Raw genomic sequence first — 19,684 nt, 5'->3', positions numbered from 1 at the left:
ATGAGAAAATTTGAAGCTGTAAACTGGAATGCTCCTGAATCTGACTATATCGAGATGCTCTGGACGCAGAACACTTCTCAATTTTGGTTAGATACGGAAATTCCGATATCCAAAGATTTAAAAGCGTGGTCCAAGATGAGTGACGACGAAAAATTGACCTATATGCACGTATTGGGCGGCTTAACGTTGCTTGATACGGAGCAAGGTAATGTGGGAATGCCTCTAATCGCTCAACATGTGGAAGGCAAGCAGAAGAAAGCGATTCTTATCTTTCAAGCTGCAATGGAAGAAATTCATGCGAAGAGCTACAGCACGATCTTTACGACTGTAGCAAGCTCTGACATGATCGAAGAGACGTTTGAGTGGGTTAAAGACAACAAGCATCTGCAGCATAAAACAGAAATCATTGACGATATTTATAAAGGAATTACGGACAATGATCCTGTCAGCTTGTATAAAGCGATGGTTGCCTCTGTATTTTTGGAGAGCTTCTTGTTCTATTCCGGATTCTTCTATCCTTTATTCCTCGCAGGACAAGGCAAAATGGTGGCGAGTGGCGAGATTATTAAGCTTATTATTCGCGATGAGAGTGTTCATGGTGTCTATGTGGGCTTGTTGGCGCAAGAAATTTATAGCCGCCTTAGCGAACAGGAACAGCAAACGTTGTACACCTATGTACATGAGCTTCTTATCCAGCTATATGAGAATGAGTTGGAGTATACCGAGAACCTGTACGATGCAATCGGCCTGACCCACGAGGTTAAGAAGTATATCCGCTACAACGGTAATAAAGCATTGATGAACTTGGGCTTCGAACCGCATTTCCCAGAAGAAGAAGTGAATCCTGTTGTTCTTAACGGTATCCGTACAGAAACGAGCACACATGATTTCTTCTCGACAAAGGGCAGCGGATATCAGAAGGGCAAAGTCGAGCCATTACAGGACAAGGACTTTGTGGTGCTGAATGATCGTGTTAAGCAATCCGATATCTTCTAAGTAATAAACAACAACTGGGTTGAAAGACCCAGTTGTTTTGTTATAAATGAGAGATACAAGCAGTTGTACGTGGTGTATATACGATATGACATACCGTTGCACCGTTACTCATCCATCTCCATATTGTTCACGAGGTGTATACGACTACACGAATAGGGGATGGCACATCTGGGTTAAGACATCTAGGGGGTTACAGCTTGAAGGGCATATCAAACAAAAATGTATTTTTTATCGGCTTAATGTTGTTTTCTTTGTTTTTCGGCGCGGGAAACCTTATATTCCCACCCATTTTAGGTCAGCAAGCAGGAGAGCATTTTATCCCTGCGATTGCAGGTTTTATATTTACAGGTGTTGGTCTGCCGTTGCTGGCTGTGATTGCAATCGCGTTAACCGGTCGGGACATGCAGTACCTTGCTAGCCGGGTCAGTCCGAAGTTTGGTATCTTTTTTGCGATTGTTGTATACGTATCGCTTGGACCATCCATGGGGATCCCTCGTGTGGCTAACGTTTCTTATGAGATGGGCTTCAGCACTTTTCTTGGTACAGACTTGGCTACTAACCATTGGCCGCTGTTCTTGTACACGTTCTTATTTTTTGCGCTCGTATTTTGGCTGAGCTTAAATCCTTCCAAACTTGTTGGAACGATAGGTAGTATTTTAACGCCTTTACTGCTTCTTTCGATAGCTGCTTTATTTATTGCGGCCATGCTATTTCCGCTTGGTGAAAGCGGCCCTGCTCTCAATGAATACGTGGACTCTCCGGGTATAAAAGGTTTTATGGAAGGCTACTTGACACTGGATGCCATTGCCGCATTAGCATTTGGTATTATCGTTATTAATTCGATCCGTGATCAGGGTGTAGAAGACAAGAAGATGATTACCAAAGCAACCATTCAAGCTGGTGTGATCGCTGGTATTGGCCTATCGTTAGTATATGCGGCTTTAGGTTATATGGGCGTTACAAGCGTGTCACTAGGATATGCGAATAACGGCGGTCAACTGCTGACACTAGTCGTGCAGCAATTGTTTGGTGACTATGGCTTGATTCTGCTGGCCGTAATTGTGACTTTGGCTTGTTTGACGACATGTATTGGGCTTGTATCCGCATGCAGTCAATATTTTGCATCGTTGCAGACACGGGTATCCTATGGCTGGGTTACATTCGGGATTTGCTTGTTAGGATTAATAGTCGCAAATCTAGGGCTGGATACCATCTTATCCATATCTAAGCCGATATTGCTTATTATCTACCCGGTATCGATTACACTTATCTTGTTATCCTTCCTGCATAAATGGTTTAGAGGCATCCCAGCCGTGTACGGATGCGCATTGCTAGGAGCAGCACTGATTAGTTTGTTTGATGGATTAAAGGCAGCTAAGATATCCATTGACTTTGCTGTACCGTACTTAAAGCATATTCCGATGTACGAACAAGGGGTAGGCTGGGTCATCCCAGCGATAGTCGGTGCATGTATTGGATATGTGTGGGGACGAATAAATAGCAAACACTCCCAAGCCACTGGGAAATAAATCACTTCATAAATAAGGAACGACAATGCATGCAGCCTTTCAGGGGATTTATTCTGAAAGGCTCTTTTATTTGGCGATCGAATAATGAAAAACGATGATCAGGCCGCATGATAATTAACAAGACAAGATATTGTTAAGCGGAGTATTATCGATCTCGACGATTCAGATGTACATCGCTAGGTCGCGTAAATGGGTAGGCATAATCGTAGATTGATTCCAATTGCTTGGCCATATATTCAGGGGTATGAGGTGTATCCTGCTCCAACCAACTGACTAATACACCTAGATGGGCAAATAGTACATAGTGGCTCACAATATCTTTGTTCATACCGTTTACAGTGCAGGGCATCAGCTTTAACGTCTCAAAGGCTTGGCTGAATTGCTGGTACAGCATTTCCAGAAAACGCTTGTGAAAGTACGTTCTTGCATCGTGGCTGAACATCGTTTTGTAAAAAGCACGATGAAGATGAAAATGGGTAAATAATCGGATTACCTGCTGTTCTGGATAAGTGTGGGAGGTGTTCCGCTTCTCATTATCCGTTGGGCCGATGGATTTAGATAGTTCTTCCAGCATATCATCTCCCATTCGCTCAAATAAGTCATACTTATCTTGATAATGCAAATAAAAGGTTCCCCTGTTAATATCAGCTCGCTCGGCAATATCCTGCACCGTGACGGCCCCGAAATCTTTCTCGTTTAACAATTCGATTAGTGCGCGTCTTATTTTTCTTTTTGTTCTTTTGACCCGTCGATCCGCCGTGTTGGACTTATTGGGCATTCCTAATCACCTTCTTGTTCGAAAATAATTTACAAATAATCAACAAATCGGCTTCCTTTGTACGGTAATGAACAGAAGAGAGAAACCTGCGCATTGAACAACTAACAACTCTTGGTAGAATTATAAACATCCAATTGGATGAATAGCAACAATACATGCATGAACTAGCATTAGTGGGGATTAAAACCTATCTTATGAAGGAGTTGAAGCTGTTGGCGACTCATATCCTGCATTTGGAGCAAGTAAATCGAACCCATTTGCCATTCGTGGGTGGAAAAGGTTCTAATTTAGGAGAACTAATACAAGCAAAGTTTTCTGTTCCTCCCGGATTTTGTGTCCCTACTTCGGCGTATGACTCAGTTATCAAGCAATCGGATCGAATGTCTTGTTTCTACACTGAGCTTGACCGCTTACAGGTTCAGGATGCAGCTGCGATTCGACGCGTCAGCCAAGATATGCAGCAGCATATCTTAGGTTTATCTATCCCGAGTGACCTGATGACAGCTATTTTGGACGCTTGGTATCAGATGGGGGAACATGGCGTATATGCCATTCGTTCCAGTGCGACGGCTGAGGATCTGCCTACTGCCTCTTTTGCGGGGCAGCAAGATACGCTGCTTAATGTGAAGGGCGAGCAGCAGCTATTTGAAGCTATACGACAGTGCTGGTCATCATTGTTCACCGAGCGAGCGATTGCGTACCGAATAAGAAATGGCTTTGATCATCGTGCAGTTCGTATAGCTGTCATTATCCAGCGTATGATCATACCTGAAGTGGCAGGGGTTATGTTCACGGCTGATCCCGTTACAGGACATCGCGGCACCATTTCAATCGATGCGAGTTTTGGGTTGGGAGAGGCTCTTGTCGCGGGACTTGTGACACCTGACTTGTACCAGGTACGACACGGTGCAATTGTGAAGAAACAAGTCTCGCGTAAACAGACGACGGTGCTTCCCCGTGACAATGGAGGTACAGTCATTGAAAGAGTGCCTGATCACAAGCAAATGGTACAGGCACTGTCAGATGAACAGATTGTAGTTCTGGCCCAATTAGGCGAGCAAATTCAACACCATTATGGATCGGCGCAAGACATCGAATGGTGCTTGTCAGAAGGACAATTTTTTATCGTACAGGCTCGACCGATTACTTCCCTGTTCCCAATACCCATTGTGGGGGATGATAGACTGCGCGTTTTTTGCTCGTTTGGCCATTTGCAAATGATGACAGATGTGATGTCACCAGCAGCTATTTCGCTGTGGAAAGTACCAATGGAACGAGGCTCTTCGGATGACAACCGCGTAGATTCATTTCTAGAAGCAGGCGGCAGATTATTTATGGATATGACACATACGCTGCAGTCTGGCTTAGGCGGAAAAATAATGCTGCAGATTCTTGGGAAGATGGATGCTTTGATCGGTAACGCAGCTAAACAACTTATGGATCGTATACCTGCACAAGAAGCGCCGTCACTACATCAAGATCAAATGGCAGAGCTGATTCCCATCCTTGCTACACAGGTATTAAAGGATTTATTTGATGGAGACGGAAAAGTTGCATATGCAGAGGTGGAAGGGAATGCGCAGGATAGCTTGGAACTGTGCCGTCAGCAATTACAAGCAAGTCAGGGAGCCAACAAAATAACGTATATTCAGCAAAATTGCGAGTTTGTATTCCAAAATTTTATGAGTAAAGACTTTCATTATATGATGGCAGCGGTCGTCGCACAGCAGCTGCTTGAACTGCTTGCAAAATGGTGGGAATTTGATAGTGGAGAGTTAATTACACTTAATAAATCCTTGCCTTATAATGTCACAGGTGAAATGGGACTTGAATTAGGTGATTTGGCTGATATTGCCCGGGCATACCCAGAACTGGCTGACTATTTAAGACATGCTCCAGAACCTGGATTTATGGAAGGTCTAGCGGCTGTTGACGGGGGAACGGAATTTAAGGCAGCCTTCGAGCGGTGGCTCGTACGATATGGACCGCGCTGTCCTGGTGAGATCGACATCGCGAGAATACGCTGGTCGGAACGTCCATACATGCTGATCTCATCAATTGTAGGACATATGGACAGCGTTAAACAAGGGGAGCACCGTGAACGTTTCCAGCAAGGAGAAGTTGCGGCTGACAGGGCGGCTGCACATATTTTATCACAAGTTCGCAGCAGGGAAGATGGACTTTTTAAGGAACGTATCATTTCCAGACTTATTACGGTATATCGCAGTTTTATGGGTTTAAGAGAGCATCATAAGTTCGTGCTGGTCCGTCATTTTTGGCACTATAAGCGGGCTTTGCTTGATCTTGCCGATAGCTTCATCACACAAGGTATTCTTCAGCAAAGAGATGATATTTTTTATCTGACCCTGCCTGAAATGAAGGCGGTCATATCGGGTTCAATGCAGCAAGACATTCAGTCGCTGATCATGACTCGCAAAGAGAGTTACAGGCACTATCGAAGATTGCATCCACCTCGTGTTATGACAAGTGAAGGTGAAATCATTGAAGGCAGAATGGATAGTGGAGATGCGCCAGTAGGTTCATTAATTGGAACACCAGTTTCGCCTGGCGTCGTTGAGGGAAAAGCAAGAATCATATTGGACCCAAGCACGGCTGCTCTTAAAGCGGGCGAGATATTAATAGCGCCGTATACAGATCCGGGTTGGACACCGCTATTTTTGCAGGCGAAGGGACTTATTACTGAAATCGGCGGTGTGATGACACACGGCGCGGTCGTTGCCCGTGAGTATGGCATCCCTGCTGTTGTTGGTATTGAACGTGCAACAACACGCATCCAAAATGGCGATTGGATTCGATTGGATGGGACCCAAGGGCATGTAATGGTGCTACAGGAAGCTCAGCAACAAGTGTAGTACAATACGGACGTCGATAGGAGTAGACCCTCTTATCGACGTTTTTGTGCTCCAAACCAGTGTAAAATATACATTTTAAGCGAGAACAATATAAAAACATGGCAAAAAGGGTGCAAACATGTATATATCTGAAGAAATACGCATATTTTCATGATTGCATATAGCTAATATCGTATTTTCCCGTATTGACTAACGTTTTTAGCTTGGATATAATTCATGAATTGTGTGTCAAAACGGACTAATATTTGTGTTTGTTACGGAGAACATTAATAACGCAAATTTGCTGTCTTATAAAGGGTGGGCATTTCATGAAGAAGACAATTAAAGATATACTAATCATTATGGCAGGCGCTTTTATTTTTGCATTAGCTGTTAATCTTTTTGTTATCCCCAATCAATTTGGTGAAGGTGGAGTTACCGGCATAACGATTATCCTTTATTACTTATTTAGCTGGTCGCCGGGCCTAGTTAATCTCATCCTAAACGCTATTTTATTGATTGTAGGCTATAAATTCTTAGATAAGACTACAACGGTTTATACGATTATAGCTGTCCTTTTTAACTCCTTGTTTTTACATTTGACGAAAAATTGGCATATTCCTTCAGATGAGCTGATGATCAACGCTATATTTGGCGGCGTCTTTGCAGGTGTGGGCATTGGCATGATTATTCGAGTAGGAGGCACGACAGCTGGGACAACGATCTTGGCTCGAATTACAAACAAATATTTGGATTGGAATATTAGTTACGGTCTTTTATTTTTTGATTTGATAGTAGCGTTCTCTTCTTATTTTATCATTGGTGCTGAAAGTCTGATGTTAACGATAGCGATGCTGTACGTCGGCACAAAAGTGATGGACTTTATTATTGAAGGGGTCAATCCAAAGAAAGCCGTGACGATTATTTCGACGGAACCTGACAAAATAGCTGAGCAAGTGAATGTACAGATGGATCGCGGGGTTACCGTATATTCAGGGCATGGCTATTACACCAAAGATCCAAAAGAAATTTTATATATAGTCATCAGCAAGCAGGAAGTATCTGCATTAAAGAAGATCGTCAGATCAACCGACAAGGATGCCTTCATTACGATCCACGATGTACGCGATGTGTTTGGTGAGGGTTTTATTGATATTACGAAGTAGTATATTACAGTGGTCCACTGGATATTGAAGTTGATGAATGGACATGCGATATTCTTAATATGCAGAATATTTGATCATACGGTCGTGAATATTTGTATTGATAACAAGATAGGGGCTAAAAAAGAGGCTGTATTTCCAATTGAGATGTTGGAAATAGCCTCTTGTTTTGCAACAAGGACAAAGGGCAGGTCTGGATTAAGGGCTAACCAAAGTAGTAAATGCACAAATGCACAATTTATAAATATATAAACCATTTGAAGACAAAGTGTGAGATAATACGGAGGACTACCCACTCAAAGGAGGAGTATGACCTTGGTACAAAAGTGGTTCGAACAAGCCAAGCTTGGCATTTTTATTCATTATGGGATTTATGCAGTTGACGGCATAGCTGAATCCTGGTCGTTTTACAACGGACGCATTTCCCACGAGGAGTACATGAAGCAACTAGGCGGCTTTACTGCCAGCAAGTTCGATGCGGACAAGTGGGCTGACTTGATCGAGCAGTCAGGTGCTAAGTATGCGGTGCTTACAACAAAGCATCATGATGGAGTAGCGTTATGGGATACGTTGTACAGCGATCTTAATGTTGTGAAGCAGACGCCTGTGCAGCGTGACCTCATAAAAGAGTATGCAGATGCCATCACCAAGAAGGGAATCAGGCTTGGGATGTACTATTCCTTAATTGACTGGTCCCATCCGGATTATCCAAGCGTATTTGAAGGTGGCAAAGTACCAGAGGATCTGAGTTCGGTTAATCGATTCTCTAGCCCAATCGACGGTGTTCAAGATGAAGAGAAATGGAAGCGGTTCCTTGAATTTAATAATAACCAGCTGCGCGAATTGTTAACGAATTATGGCCAGGTGGATCTTCTCTGGTTTGACGGTGATTGGGAAAGAAGCGCAGAACAATGGAATTTGCCGGAGTTCAAGCAGTATTTGCAATCATTTAACCCAAACATTATTATAAACTCCCGTCTGCAAGGACATGGTGATTATAAAACGCCGGAACAAGGGATACCGATAACTCGGCCAGAAGGGCCTTGGGAGTTCTGTACGACGATTAATAGTTCTTGGGGATATCAGCCGAAAGATGACCATTATAAATCACTTCATCAGATTATTCGTATGTTCTGTGATTGTATCACCATGGGAGGTAACATGCTGCTTGATATTGGACCATTGGAAGATGGAACCATCGATAAGCGGCAGGAAGATATTTTGCTTGGCTTGGGTGACTGGATTCGTACGCATGAGGAAGCTGTGTTTGGGACAACTGAAGGTATCCATACACGTTACTACCTTGGCGGCAGTACGGTATCGGAGGACAAACGATCTTTATACTTGTTCGTATATGATGCTCCTAAGGAAAATATTTGTTTAAAAGGTCTGTCTAATAAGATTAATAAAATTACCGTTCTGCATTCAGGTAAAGAGCTAACACATGATATACATGGTGGTGTGCCTTGGTTTAACATTCCAGGAACGACATGGATTCATATGACCCCAGAGGATACGCATGAGCAGGTCACTGTGCTTAAATTGGAACTTGAAGGTGAGCTTGATATGTACGGAGGTTCTGGTGCTGTAGTTACCCATAATTAAGGGGAAGAACCCTTTGAATGCTAGGTTCAGGTAGTTTAATTATCTATTTTGAGATATCGATAACTCATAAAAACAACGTGGGAACGTCCCCGTTGTTTTTATTTTTGTCCTTAAAATGAAACGACACAAATATGATGCTGATATCGTGCGGCTGGCTGTACTGAACTAGCGGCTGTGGGAGATAGTGGGCAGCATATTGTATATGTTTGTTAATGTTGAGAAGATGTAAAATTATTTATTTGCTTTGAGCAAACAAATAAATTATATTTAACTATATAATTTATCGGAGGGTTCATATGTCATCTTCACACGACGAGTTACGCAAGCTCGCGCTCGGAACCATTCGTCTCGTTCAAGAGTTCAAGAAAGCGCAGGAGCTGCGAACTGAAGTGGATCGCATTACGTTTGAAATATTGATGATGGTCAAGAATCGAGGTAGAATACGACCGTCTGATATTGCCAACGAGCTTCATTTTAACCCTTCTTCCATTACTAGACGTATTCAAGCTTTAAAGCAATCCGGTCATATTTCGGTGACGTCAGATCCTGCTGATCTGCGATCCAGTATGATTAGCATCTCCTTGACAGGGGAAGAGGAGCTGTTGAAGTTTTTGGATAAGAGTGCATATGGATTAGAAAGAATATTGGAGCAATGGGATGAAGGCGATATCAAGCAGTTTGCTGACCTATTGTGTCGATATACGGATACGATGAAGGATTGGCGGTTAAACAATCTATAACCCATGCAGGTATGCTTAAAAAAGCCGTGTGTAGTAAAGCTTTGGCACGGTTTTGTAAGGGTTATCGATCACTTTAGTGCTTCGTTTCACAAAGTGATATAATTAGGTAAGGATTTTCAGGATCAACAGCATGAGGGAGCTGAGTATATGGACAAGATAGGCGAATATATGAGCTGCAAAAAGAGAATGAATAAGATGAAGACGTAAGTTGCATGTCTGAATATTACATACATTCTACATATGAATTAGGGGCTCGGACATGGATATTAACTTCTGGATATTGGGATTAGTTATTGTACTGGCACTTTCTTTTGACTTTATAAATGGATTTCACGATACAGCTAATGCGATCGCCACTTCCGTTTCAACACGGGCGTTAACACCTAAGGCTGCGATTATCCTTGCCGCTGTAATGAATTTTATCGGTGCTATCTTATTCACAGGGGTAGCTGAAACGATAGGGGGAAGCGTTGCTAACCCCGCCGAGTTGGATAATGGTATTCAGATTGTTATCGCCACACTTATTGCCGCGATAATATGGAATTTGGTGACCTGGTGGTTTGGCATTCCCTCTTCCTCGTCTCACGCCTTAATTGGGGCGCTGACAGGGGCAGTTTTTGTTGGAGCTGGCTCTAGCATGGTAAAGTGGAATGGTTTTATCGATATTGTAAAGGCGCTCATCTTCTCACCGCTGATTGGGTTTGCAATTGGGTACATCATTATGAAGCTGCTCAAATGGATATTTGCCAGCCGTAATCCGCATTCCGTCAATAGAGGATTTCGTACCATGCAAATTTTTACGGCTGCACTTCAAGCCTTTACGCATGGCACAAATGATGCGCAGAAAGCGATGGGCATTATTACGTTTGCCCTCGTCTCAGCAGGCACGCAGGATACATTGGCTGTGCCGCTTTGGGTGAAGTTGTCTGCCGCCACAGCAATTGCATTAGGTTCATCCGTTGGCGGTTGGAAGATCATTAAGACGATGGGCTCCAAAATATTCAAGATCGAACCGATTAATGGATTTGCAGCCGATATTACTGGAGCCAGTGTAATCTTTACGGCAACGATGCTCCATCTGCCGGTCAGTACGACACATGTTATCACTTCTGCTATTCTTGGTGTCGGCTCTGCCAAGCGTTTCTCTTCAGTCAAATGGTCACTTGCTGGACGAATCGTTGTTACATGGTTTATTACGATTCCGATAACTGCCTTGCTAGCTGGCATATTATATAAGATATTGTTCTAAGAGAAAGGGTCGAATGGCTCGCCAGTTGTGGCGATTCATTCAACCCTTTTTTAATGAGGATATGCTTCGTTAACATTTATGATTGAATGTGATTTATCATTTGTGTTATTGATTTTAGCAGGTAATAATTTGTTCTCTCCGTGGGCCAACTGATATGGTTGCAACTTTTACTCCAATTGCAGCCTCTACAAAATGGACGTACTGTTGGGCTTCCACTGGAAGATCTGCAAATGATCTCACATGTGATATATTACATTTCCAACCTGGTAGATGTTGCAGGACAGGAGTTGCAGCTTCCAGTTGGGCTGTTGCAGGAAAATGACTGATTACGCTTGTATCGCTCAGCTTGTAGCCGATACACACCGGAATTTCATCCAGATAACCAAGTACATCCAGATTCGTTAACGCAACTTCGGTTGCACCTTGAAGCTTGCATCCATAACGAGTCGCGACTGTATCCAACCAACCGACACGGCGCGGTCTGCCTGTAGTTGCACCGTATTCGCCCGCATCGCCACCAAGTCGCCGTAATTGTTCTGCCTCAGCTCCATGCAATTCGGTAACAAAAGGTCCGGCACCGACGCAGCTCGAATATGCTTTGACAACGGCCATGACCCTTGTTATCGCATAGGGAGGAAGTCCTGCTCCTACAGGAGCGAATCCCGCAAGCGTTGAGGAAGAGGTCGAGTAAGGATAGATCCCGTGATCAGGATCGCGAAGTGCACCAAGCTGTCCTTCCAGTAAGATATCTTCACCATTGGCATAAGCTTCATGCAGCATAGCAGTCGTATCGCCAACAAATGGCTTCAGCAGCTCTGCTTGCTCTAGAAGCTCCGTCAGCATCTGCTCAAGTTGTACAGGCTTGTGCTGATATAAATGCTCCAACAATACATTTTTAGATGCTAGTGATTGTTCAAGACGGCTGCGAAGTCGCACTTTATCATATAAATCAGCAACCTGGATGCCCAGCTTGGCATATTTATCTGCGTAGAATGGAGCGATGCCTCGCTTGGTTGAACCAAAACCCTGAGCACCTAGACGCAGCTCCTCCAGTTCATCAAACAGGCGATGCACAGGCAGGACAATCTGCGCACGATCAGATATAACAAGTTTTGGTTCTGGCACGCCTCTTGTTATTAATGCTGCTCGCTCTTGCAGCAATACATTAACGTCTAGCGCTGTGCCTGGGCCAATTATATTGGTCACATTGGAGTAAAATACACCCGATGGCAACATATGCAATGAGAACTTTCCAAAGTCGTTAATGATGGTATGTCCCGCATTACTGCCGCCTTGATAACGTACGACATAACTTGACGCTGTAGCAAGAACATCCGTCATCTTTCCTTTGCCTTCATCGCCCCAGTTTGCACCCACTATTGCTGTAACTGTCAATTTCTCCGCCTCCCGAGCTTGTGATTATGCTACATCCCTTATTATAATGAAGTCATATTCATAAATAAAATTGATATTAGTTATATCTGTCATAAGGAGTGATAATGAGTGATGGAAATTAATATGGAATGGTATCGTGTCTTTTATTGGACCGCTTGCACGAGCAGCTTAACGAGAGCAGCCGAGCGGCTGCACATTTCGCAGCCTGCGGTAAGTCACACCTTGAAGCAATTGGAGATGAAGCTTGGAGGGCAATTGTTTGTTCGCACATCTAGGGGAGTGAAGTTAACAACTGAAGGGGAGGTGTTGTTCAAATATGTAGAGCAAGCGTTCAGCTTTATGGCGGCTGGCGAGAAAAAAATTGGTGAGATGCACAAGCTCCAAACAGGAGAAATAAATATCGGAGCAAGTGATACGTTATGCAAACATTATTTACTGCCGTATTTGGAGCAGTATCATGAGCAGTACCCCGACATTCGGATTCGAGTCACTAACCGTACAACGCCGGAGACACTTTCGCTGTTGAAAGAAGGGAAAATCGATTTTGGCATCGTTAATTTGCCGGTGGAAGACCATAAAGTGGATTTCCGTACAAGCTCCATATTGCAAGATTGTCTTGTGGGGGGCAGACGTTACGCAGACAACCAAGGTGTAGCTTTGCCGCTTCAACATATTCATAATTATCCACTATTGATGCTGGAATCAGGAGGCAGTACCAGGCATTTTATTGATGCGTATGCTTCCAAACTTGGTGTAACCCTTCAACCTGAATTCGAATTGGGCAGCATCGATTTGCTTGTACAGTTTGCGCGCAGCGGCTTTGGACTCGCTTTTGTGATACGTAACTACGTGGAGAACGAACTTTTTTCTGGAGATTTAGTTGAGATTCCTCTAGTTCCTCCTATACCTGAGCGTCAAATAGGTATTGCGACACTGCGTGGAGTACCGCTTTCTGCTGCTTCTGCCCGGTTCTTAGAACTGCTACCTTAGGGGGTGATACATCATGATAGTAGTAAGTAAATGATAACTTTATTTAGAAGTGTGATCTTATGTATGCGGACAGGAATTACTATTAACTGCATATATCTATTGTAGTGGTCGAGTAGGTAGCTGGATTGAATACAATTCAGCTATTGACGATTTAGCTTAGCATCTATATTATATTAGTTATATTAATATGATGACGTCATTACCTGTTATTCTATTGATTGTCAGGTGGAACCACGCTCATCGCGCTCGTCTCCTTAATGAGGTCACCCAGACTTTCCTCCGTGCATTACACACCATTCGAATGTAGGACATCCTTCCCAACTGCTTGGCTGTGAGCTGCTTACTCCAATCGTATTCATCCATTAACTTGAATTTTGGAATAATGATCTCCATTTGAATTGAATCCACATGATCTCCTTTCTCAATATCGTCTTTCTATGTGCTCTCCTTCATTACTCACTTCTCATACCTCCAGACTACATTATATTCAATGATGCATAACTTCTGTTTATGTTGAATGAACTCTACATTCATTAACAGTAGTAACCTCTCCTAATCTTATATTAGAAAATGTTCAGCAATTGCCCTTTGTTTTCTGAATAGGCCATACTTTTTTAGCTATTATAGCGCCTCAGATTTTTACTGGATTTGAGTAGGTTTATTTCATTATGTCTACATTTTAATTGAATACGCTTACAAATTAAACCCTTGGAATGGTAATAACAATTATTCCTTTGTCGGAGAAGTATAACCATGTCTATTTACATGATTTCTGGTCGTCAAAATAGAGAAAATTTGTTTGAAATTAATATTCTAAATCTACTTGACATTTGAAAAAAAGATGTATATTATAGCATTACAAACAAGAAAATACATATATGAAATAATTATCCATTTATATTTGAAGGGAGGTTATCCAGATGGGTAGAATTCTCAATCTTCAAAAGCTGCAAACGGCAAGCAAGTGGTCTGACTTGGATCAAGAGGCAATCAGCATTTCTTCTTGTGATTCTCAAAGCTGCTAATTGTAAATGGATGAGCGAAGGACAGTGTGATTCACACTGTCCTTCTACTTAATTGTAGTCGTGTGTATTTGGAATAAAGGAGGCATGTTGATCCTATGAAGCAGGAATTTCTGAGGTATCAATTAAACCGAGTAATTAAAAGTGAATATTATGAATCTTTTGATAGATACATCCCAACGCATGAACTTATGGCGGTCATTCACCCCATGCTGCCGTCAGAATGGGTGACCCGCCAATCTAATGTATGGTGCTATGTAACACCATTCGGATATAAGCAGCCGCGTCAGGGATGGAAAATCCATATCTCTTCAATTCCCCAACATTGCTGTGAAGTACTGCAGGTAGTTGCAGATATGTTGTTTGCAGAGGGCATACCTTTTAAATTTTTACGAGATACAAGATTAGCTCGATTGTCAGGGGGAAAGATGTGGCGACGTGAGGCCGGAGGAAAGTTTATTACTATATACCCCAAAAATGAAGATATATTTACCTCAATCATCGAACAGTTGAGACAAGCCTTGCAACTATACAAAGGACCTTACATATTAACGGACCGCAGGTACAAAGATTCCAGTACGGTCTATTATCGGTACGGAGGGTTTGATGGATTCTCGTTATTAACGCCGATGGGGGACCGACGGCACTACTTAGTGTCACCAGAGGGAGATTACCACCCCGATATGCGCATGCCGTATTTCACTCCACCGCCATGGGTGGATGATCCTTTCCCCGACAATGAAGACAGCAGTGATTCCCCTTATCTAAAAGATGGACGTTACCGTATTGATAGTGCATTAAGCTTCTCCATGCATGGAGGTGTGTACATCGCGACAGATATGACGACCAATCAGGAAGTCATTGTGAAGGAAGCGAGACCATACACACAAGTGGACGAACAAGGACACGATGCTGTATACCGTCTCCGAAAAGAATATGATATTTTGAGGCTCCTCTCTGAAGCAAAAGTGGCACCACAACCCCTTGATCTGTTCCAGGATTGGGAGCATACCTTTCTGGTGGAAGAGTTCATTGCTGGCATACCACTTAACCGCTTCTTTGTGACACACACACCGCTTATGTATGGGGACCCAAGTGACGAAATGAAACACCATTATTTATGCAACTTAAAAAAGATATGGATGTCACTCGCTCTTTGTGTTGCGAAATGCCATGATCACAATCTGGTTTGCTGTGACCTATCTATCACTAATGTTATACTGCGTGATGTAGAAGAAGGCTGCGTAACGCTCATTGACATGGAATCAGGTTTTCGTAATGGAACGGATCGCTACAGTTCAATTTTTACGCCTGGCTATTCTACGCGAGATGTGAACCAGGCACCAAGGTTCGAGGATGATATCTATTCATTAGGAGCCATTATGCTGGCGCTGCTGCTGCCTGTAAATAGTATTTATGAACTTGATCCCTCAAAAAAAGATACATTTTTAGAAGCGTTTGCGATGGATCTGGGTATGCCGACGGGTATGCAGCATTTAATACGGTCTTGTATACATCCTGATCCTTCAACGCGTCCAACCGCTCAGAACATCGTGGAATGCTTGGAGAACTTGCAAATTGAAATCGTTCCGGAGCAACCACTCGTACGAATAACGGAGGAACAATTACTAGACACAATCGATGGCATGGTCAGATACGTCATGCATAACGCAGATTATTATCGGACGGACCGTCTATTTCCAGGAGATCCCATACTATTCCAACTGAATCCGCTTAGTATTGCGCATGGTGCAGCCGGGGTTGCCCATTCGCTACGCATTATTACGGGCGAAGTGCCTAAGCCGGTGTTGTCTTGGATGTTGGCACGTACGATGTCAATCGAACATATTCCGCCAGGGCTATTTACAGGAACCTCTGGAATAGCATGGGTACTGTTAGATGCAGGTTTGCGAGAACCGGCCGAACGTCTGATGCACAACATTCAGGAGCACCCAATGTTATGGCAATCAGCGAATTTATTTACAGGAGCTTCAGGATATGGCATGGCTTGTTTACACTTTTACCATGCAACAAAAGACGATCATTGGTTGCAGCAAGCTATACGGGTAGGTGATTATATTCTTGCTTCCAAGCAGGATGCACAGGAGGGGAGTTATTGGCTGGATGCTGAAGGTGAAGCTTGGTACGGTCTCGCGAATGGATCAAGCGGTGTCGCGTTGTATTTGTTGTACTTGAGCATTGCGACGAATGACTCCAGCTATTTGAAGGCAGGTGAACAAGCGCTTGCATTTGAGCTTGGACATTTAGGGGAAATCGAGGAAGGTCATTTAAGTGTTCCACGCGGCAAGGTGGATGCCCCAGACCATGTGTTATCGCATTATTGGCAGGACGGTTCAGCAGGCGTGGCCAGTGTACTGGTTCGATACTGGGCACATACTGCAAAGTCCCCATACTATCATGTTTTAACAAGGCTTGCGAAAGATACGTGCAAAAAGTACACCAATTTCCCTTGCTTATTCAAAGGGCTGTCTGGCCTAGGCAACTTGCTTATAGATATGTACCAATTTACAAATGATGAGTACTATCTTGAAGCAGCGCATCGAGCTGCAAGTGGTGTGATGCTGTACCGATTGGAGCGACCTAACGGCATTACGTTCCCAGGTGAACAACTAATGAAAGTATCAACAGATTATGCAACCGGCTCAGCAGGCGTGGCATTATTTTTGCATCGTCTGGCACACAGTGAGCAGAAATTGAGCAATTTTAACTTTACACTTGATTATCTCTTGGAGCCTGACAGCAAAACTCATCTATGTAAGGATTCCAGCGTTATGGTGTAATGCATCATATAGAGTACCAAGGAAGAGTGATGATCGTATGAAGCCTTCATTTAATCTATCTACTTATTCGCAGTTGTTCAGGAATCGTACGTTGATGATGCTGTGGAGCGGCGGGATTATTTCCTTAGTTGGAGATATATTTTTTAACATTGCGATTGTTTGGGCTGTCTATTCGCATAGTCAATCCATGCTTCAATCTTCACTTGTACAAGTCGTCTGGCATGTCAATCGTCTGTTGATGGGATTTGTAGCAGGTACTGTAGCTGATCGTTACAATCGTAAATTGATTATGGTAACAACAAATATTTTGGCAAGTTCAATTATTGGATTACTGGCTGTTGTTGTCTGGAAGTGGGATAATCCTCCCGTCATTGTAACACTTTGTTTTGTATTTCTCCTCAATGGTATCACGACATTTATGACGCCTGCACAAAGTTCAGTTATACCTGATGTGGTAGGACCTCAATTGCTCGCAGACGCTACTGGCACTTATTCCATCTTATCTCGTGTATTTTATATCGTAGGTAGTAGTGTTGCAGGTATTTTCATTTCCTTTTACGGAGTACTATCAGCGATTATAGTTAATGCATGCTCTTTTCTGGCGGCGGCACTATTTATTCTCCCCCTCCAATTGCCGGTAAACACAAAGTCGGATAAAGATCCAGTTAAAAAGTCTTCCTTCTTGCGCGAGATGAGGAATGGTTGGCAGGAAGTAACCAAAATCCCTGTATTAAAAACGATTATTATGTTAGGCATGCTCATTAATGTAGCTTCATTTATGGGGCCTCTGCTGCCAGGATTGGTTGATCAACAGCTTCATGCTGGAGCAGCGGCATTGGGCAGCATTGAGGCAGCTGCCGTTGTTGGAGCAATTCTGGCCGGGTTATTCGCTGGCTCTCTGGAACGAAAAATTGGTGCTGGACGTGTCATGATCATAGGTTTATGTATTGTTGGCTTGTCTGTACTAGGTATTGCGATGTCTTCCTGGCTTCCGCTTACATTGTTACTGTTTACCATTCGTATGCTTGGCATGACGATGACTAATATTGCGATGGGAACAGCGATCCAATTAGTGATCTCCCAAGAATATCGAGGTAGAGCTTGGGGAATCTCATCCAGTCTTGCGGTGATTGCTATCCCTATAAGCAGTTTAATAGGGGGATATGCAGCAGATTTCTTTGGCGCAGCACCACTCTATATTGTAGGGGGGATTTGGTTTTTGTGCTGTGCTTCCTTTATAGGAGTTAAAAAGGAAATAAGGACGCTTCGCCTGCACACCATTTATGAGTCGCACACAAAGAAGGATCTGGTTGCGCAAACGGGTATCACGTCATCACGGTGATTTCCTAAAGCGCTTAGTTTCTTCCTCCTGATAAGTACATTCAGTGTTCCAATAGGGTGATCTCAGAAAAGAGTCGTAGCAATCGTTTGCGGCTCTTTTGCTTGTCTTGTCAGCACTCCAACGTCATCAAATGTAAAGCAGTGTGATTTTTGTACCATCAGTACATGCCAGCAAGGTGTTGAGTTGCTGCATAATGTAAATGAACTAGAAATTAGTGTTGTGGTGATTGCTGCACCACCGTATAAGATGATGTTAAATGCGCATGCTACAACAAGTCGAATTGAATTTTAGTCAGATAGGAGTGCGCATTTATGAATATGAGGGTTGTTGTATGGAGTGTCATAGCCAGCAGCGTGCTTGTGATTGGAATGACAGGTTGTGGTTCAAATAATAATATGGAAGCAAAAACGTCACATCCACAGACACAGACAGCAATTCATCCCAAATCAAACAAATCATCCAATATCAGCGCTAAACAGTTGGAACGACGGTACTATACTTATAACGTTAATCATACACAAACGGCTAATCCGATAGATCGAAATTATGTCACCACTAACAATGGCTCCAAACATTCTTTTAAAAAGATGGTTATGAACGATAAGATTGCTAAACGATTAGAAGGCATACATGAGATTCAGTCCGCAAAAGTACTGGTAACGGATCGAAATGCTTACGTTGGCGTTGCCTTGAAATTAAGGGCATCCATAACTAATAAACAAGGCAGTCGTAACAGCCGCATGAAGACGGATTATATGGATACTGAACGTATGGGTTCTTATCATGCACGAACGTCCAATACCGGGATGCAATCCCAAATATTAAGTAATCAATTGATCTCCCAGATTAAAAAAGAAGTAAAACAAATGGAACCGAACTGTCAAGAAGTGTTCGTTTCTACTGATTCAAGCTTGATCGAACGTTTAAATCAGTACACGCAGTACGTCAAACAAGGTCACCAATTAAGCGGCCTGAATGTAGAATTTCAAAATTTAGCGAATTATGTATTCCCGCTGGATAGGCTTGATGATAAACGTACCCGCATGCTGCCTAGAAATCAGTAGCTTGAACTGTTAGACTGTGCTCTGTGCCATAAATAACGAGAAGCTCGTCCTCCAGTTGTATGAGGTGAGCTTTTTTGATGTGCAGCACGTAAAAAAAGACACTTCGTATTAAGCAAGAAGCTTAAAAAGGAAGTGTCTGCTAACTTGAACCTGAATGC

Annotated in this window: 13 protein-coding genes; 11 read left to right on the top strand and 2 right to left on the bottom strand. The window is 43.1% G+C overall.

What is annotated here, in order from left to right:
- Nucleotides 1-996 (top strand): class 1b ribonucleoside-diphosphate reductase subunit beta, encoded by a 996-nt coding sequence (gene nrdF, locus QP775_RS06110; RefSeq protein WP_239327996.1) that lies wholly within the window; start codon nucleotides 1-3, stop codon nucleotides 994-996.
- 197 nt (nucleotides 997-1,193) lie between these two features.
- Complete coding sequence (gene brnQ, locus QP775_RS06105) at nucleotides 1,194-2,525, top strand: branched-chain amino acid transport system II carrier protein (protein WP_285104463.1); 1,332 nt, start codon at nucleotides 1,194-1,196, stop codon at nucleotides 2,523-2,525.
- A 145-nt stretch (nucleotides 2,526-2,670) separates the two neighbouring features.
- Here the strand turns inward: brnQ and QP775_RS06100 are convergent, their stop codons facing one another.
- Nucleotides 2,671-3,303 (bottom strand): TetR/AcrR family transcriptional regulator, encoded by a 633-nt coding sequence (locus QP775_RS06100; RefSeq protein ID WP_239327994.1) that lies wholly within the window; start codon nucleotides 3,301-3,303, stop codon nucleotides 2,671-2,673.
- 212 nt (nucleotides 3,304-3,515) lie between these two features.
- Between QP775_RS06100 and QP775_RS06095 the strand changes: the two genes are divergently transcribed.
- From QP775_RS06095 to QP775_RS06075, 5 genes are all read left to right on the top strand, one after another.
- Nucleotides 3,516-6,176, top strand: coding sequence for a phosphoenolpyruvate synthase (locus tag QP775_RS06095; protein ID WP_285104461.1), 2,661 nt, complete (start codon nucleotides 3,516-3,518; stop codon nucleotides 6,174-6,176).
- A 308-nt stretch (nucleotides 6,177-6,484) separates the two neighbouring features.
- The gene (locus tag QP775_RS06090) at nucleotides 6,485-7,321 is read left to right on the top strand and encodes a YitT family protein (protein WP_239327992.1); all 837 of its coding nucleotides are present in this window, start codon (nucleotides 6,485-6,487) and stop codon (nucleotides 7,319-7,321) included.
- A 312-nt stretch (nucleotides 7,322-7,633) separates the two neighbouring features.
- Nucleotides 7,634-8,923 (top strand): alpha-L-fucosidase, encoded by a 1,290-nt coding sequence (locus QP775_RS06085; protein ID WP_285104459.1) that lies wholly within the window; start codon nucleotides 7,634-7,636, stop codon nucleotides 8,921-8,923.
- A gap of 296 nt (nucleotides 8,924-9,219) precedes the next feature.
- Complete coding sequence (locus QP775_RS06080) at nucleotides 9,220-9,663, top strand: MarR family winged helix-turn-helix transcriptional regulator (RefSeq protein ID WP_239327990.1); 444 nt, start codon at nucleotides 9,220-9,222, stop codon at nucleotides 9,661-9,663.
- A gap of 259 nt (nucleotides 9,664-9,922) precedes the next feature.
- Entirely contained in the window at nucleotides 9,923-10,912 is a 990-nt protein-coding gene (locus tag QP775_RS06075) for an inorganic phosphate transporter (RefSeq protein WP_239327989.1), read from the top strand.
- A gap of 114 nt (nucleotides 10,913-11,026) precedes the next feature.
- Here the strand turns inward: QP775_RS06075 and QP775_RS06070 are convergent, their stop codons facing one another.
- Complete coding sequence (locus tag QP775_RS06070) at nucleotides 11,027-12,307, bottom strand: adenylosuccinate synthase (RefSeq protein WP_239327988.1); 1,281 nt, start codon at nucleotides 12,305-12,307, stop codon at nucleotides 11,027-11,029.
- Nucleotides 12,308-12,418: 111 nt separating this feature from the next.
- Between QP775_RS06070 and QP775_RS06065 the strand changes: the two genes are divergently transcribed.
- The 4 genes from QP775_RS06065 to QP775_RS06050 all read left to right on the top strand — a co-directional run bounded on the left by QP775_RS06065 (nucleotide 12,419) and on the right by QP775_RS06050 (nucleotide 19,526).
- Nucleotides 12,419-13,297: a LysR family transcriptional regulator gene (locus QP775_RS06065; protein WP_285105732.1), complete on the top strand. Its 879-nt coding sequence runs from the start codon at nucleotides 12,419-12,421 to the stop codon at nucleotides 13,295-13,297.
- Between the two features lie 1,120 nt (nucleotides 13,298-14,417).
- Complete coding sequence (lanKC, locus tag QP775_RS06060) at nucleotides 14,418-17,120, top strand: class III lanthionine synthetase LanKC (RefSeq protein ID WP_285104456.1); 2,703 nt, start codon at nucleotides 14,418-14,420, stop codon at nucleotides 17,118-17,120.
- A 37-nt stretch (nucleotides 17,121-17,157) separates the two neighbouring features.
- Entirely contained in the window at nucleotides 17,158-18,462 is a 1,305-nt protein-coding gene (locus QP775_RS06055) for an MFS transporter (RefSeq protein WP_285104453.1), read from the top strand.
- A gap of 311 nt (nucleotides 18,463-18,773) precedes the next feature.
- Nucleotides 18,774-19,526, top strand: a complete 753-nt coding sequence (locus QP775_RS06050) for a YhcN/YlaJ family sporulation lipoprotein (RefSeq protein ID WP_285104451.1) — start codon at nucleotides 18,774-18,776, stop codon at nucleotides 19,524-19,526.
- The last annotated feature ends 158 nt before the right edge of the window (nucleotides 19,527-19,684 follow it).

It is taken from the genome of Paenibacillus sp. UMB4589-SE434, assembly GCF_030226685.1.
Taxonomy (GTDB): Bacteria; Bacillota; Bacilli; order Paenibacillales; family Paenibacillaceae; genus Paenibacillus_B.
Note: the sequence above shows the minus strand (reverse complement) of the source record. Positions and strands in the feature narration are given on the sequence as shown.

What these genes read in the sequence shown, in the direction of transcription:
- QP775_RS06100 (WP_239327994.1), bottom strand. Translation starts at nt 3,303, where the DNA reads ATGCCCAATAAGTCCAACACGGCGGATCGACGGGTCAAAAGAACAAAA.
- QP775_RS06080 (WP_239327990.1), top strand. Translation starts at nt 9,220, where the DNA reads ATGTCATCTTCACACGACGAGTTACGCAAGCTCGCGCTCGGAACCATT.
- lanKC (WP_285104456.1), top strand. Translation starts at nt 14,418, where the DNA reads ATGAAGCAGGAATTTCTGAGGTATCAATTAAACCGAGTAATTAAAAGT.
- QP775_RS06050 (WP_285104451.1), top strand. Translation starts at nt 18,774, where the DNA reads ATGAATATGAGGGTTGTTGTATGGAGTGTCATAGCCAGCAGCGTGCTT.
- QP775_RS06090 (WP_239327992.1), top strand. Translation starts at nt 6,485, where the DNA reads ATGAAGAAGACAATTAAAGATATACTAATCATTATGGCAGGCGCTTTT.
- QP775_RS06055 (WP_285104453.1), top strand. Translation starts at nt 17,158, where the DNA reads ATGAAGCCTTCATTTAATCTATCTACTTATTCGCAGTTGTTCAGGAAT.
- nrdF (WP_239327996.1), top strand. Translation starts at nt 1, where the DNA reads ATGAGAAAATTTGAAGCTGTAAACTGGAATGCTCCTGAATCTGACTAT.
- QP775_RS06065 (WP_285105732.1), top strand. Translation starts at nt 12,419, where the DNA reads ATGGAAATTAATATGGAATGGTATCGTGTCTTTTATTGGACCGCTTGC.
- QP775_RS06075 (WP_239327989.1), top strand. Translation starts at nt 9,923, where the DNA reads ATGGATATTAACTTCTGGATATTGGGATTAGTTATTGTACTGGCACTT.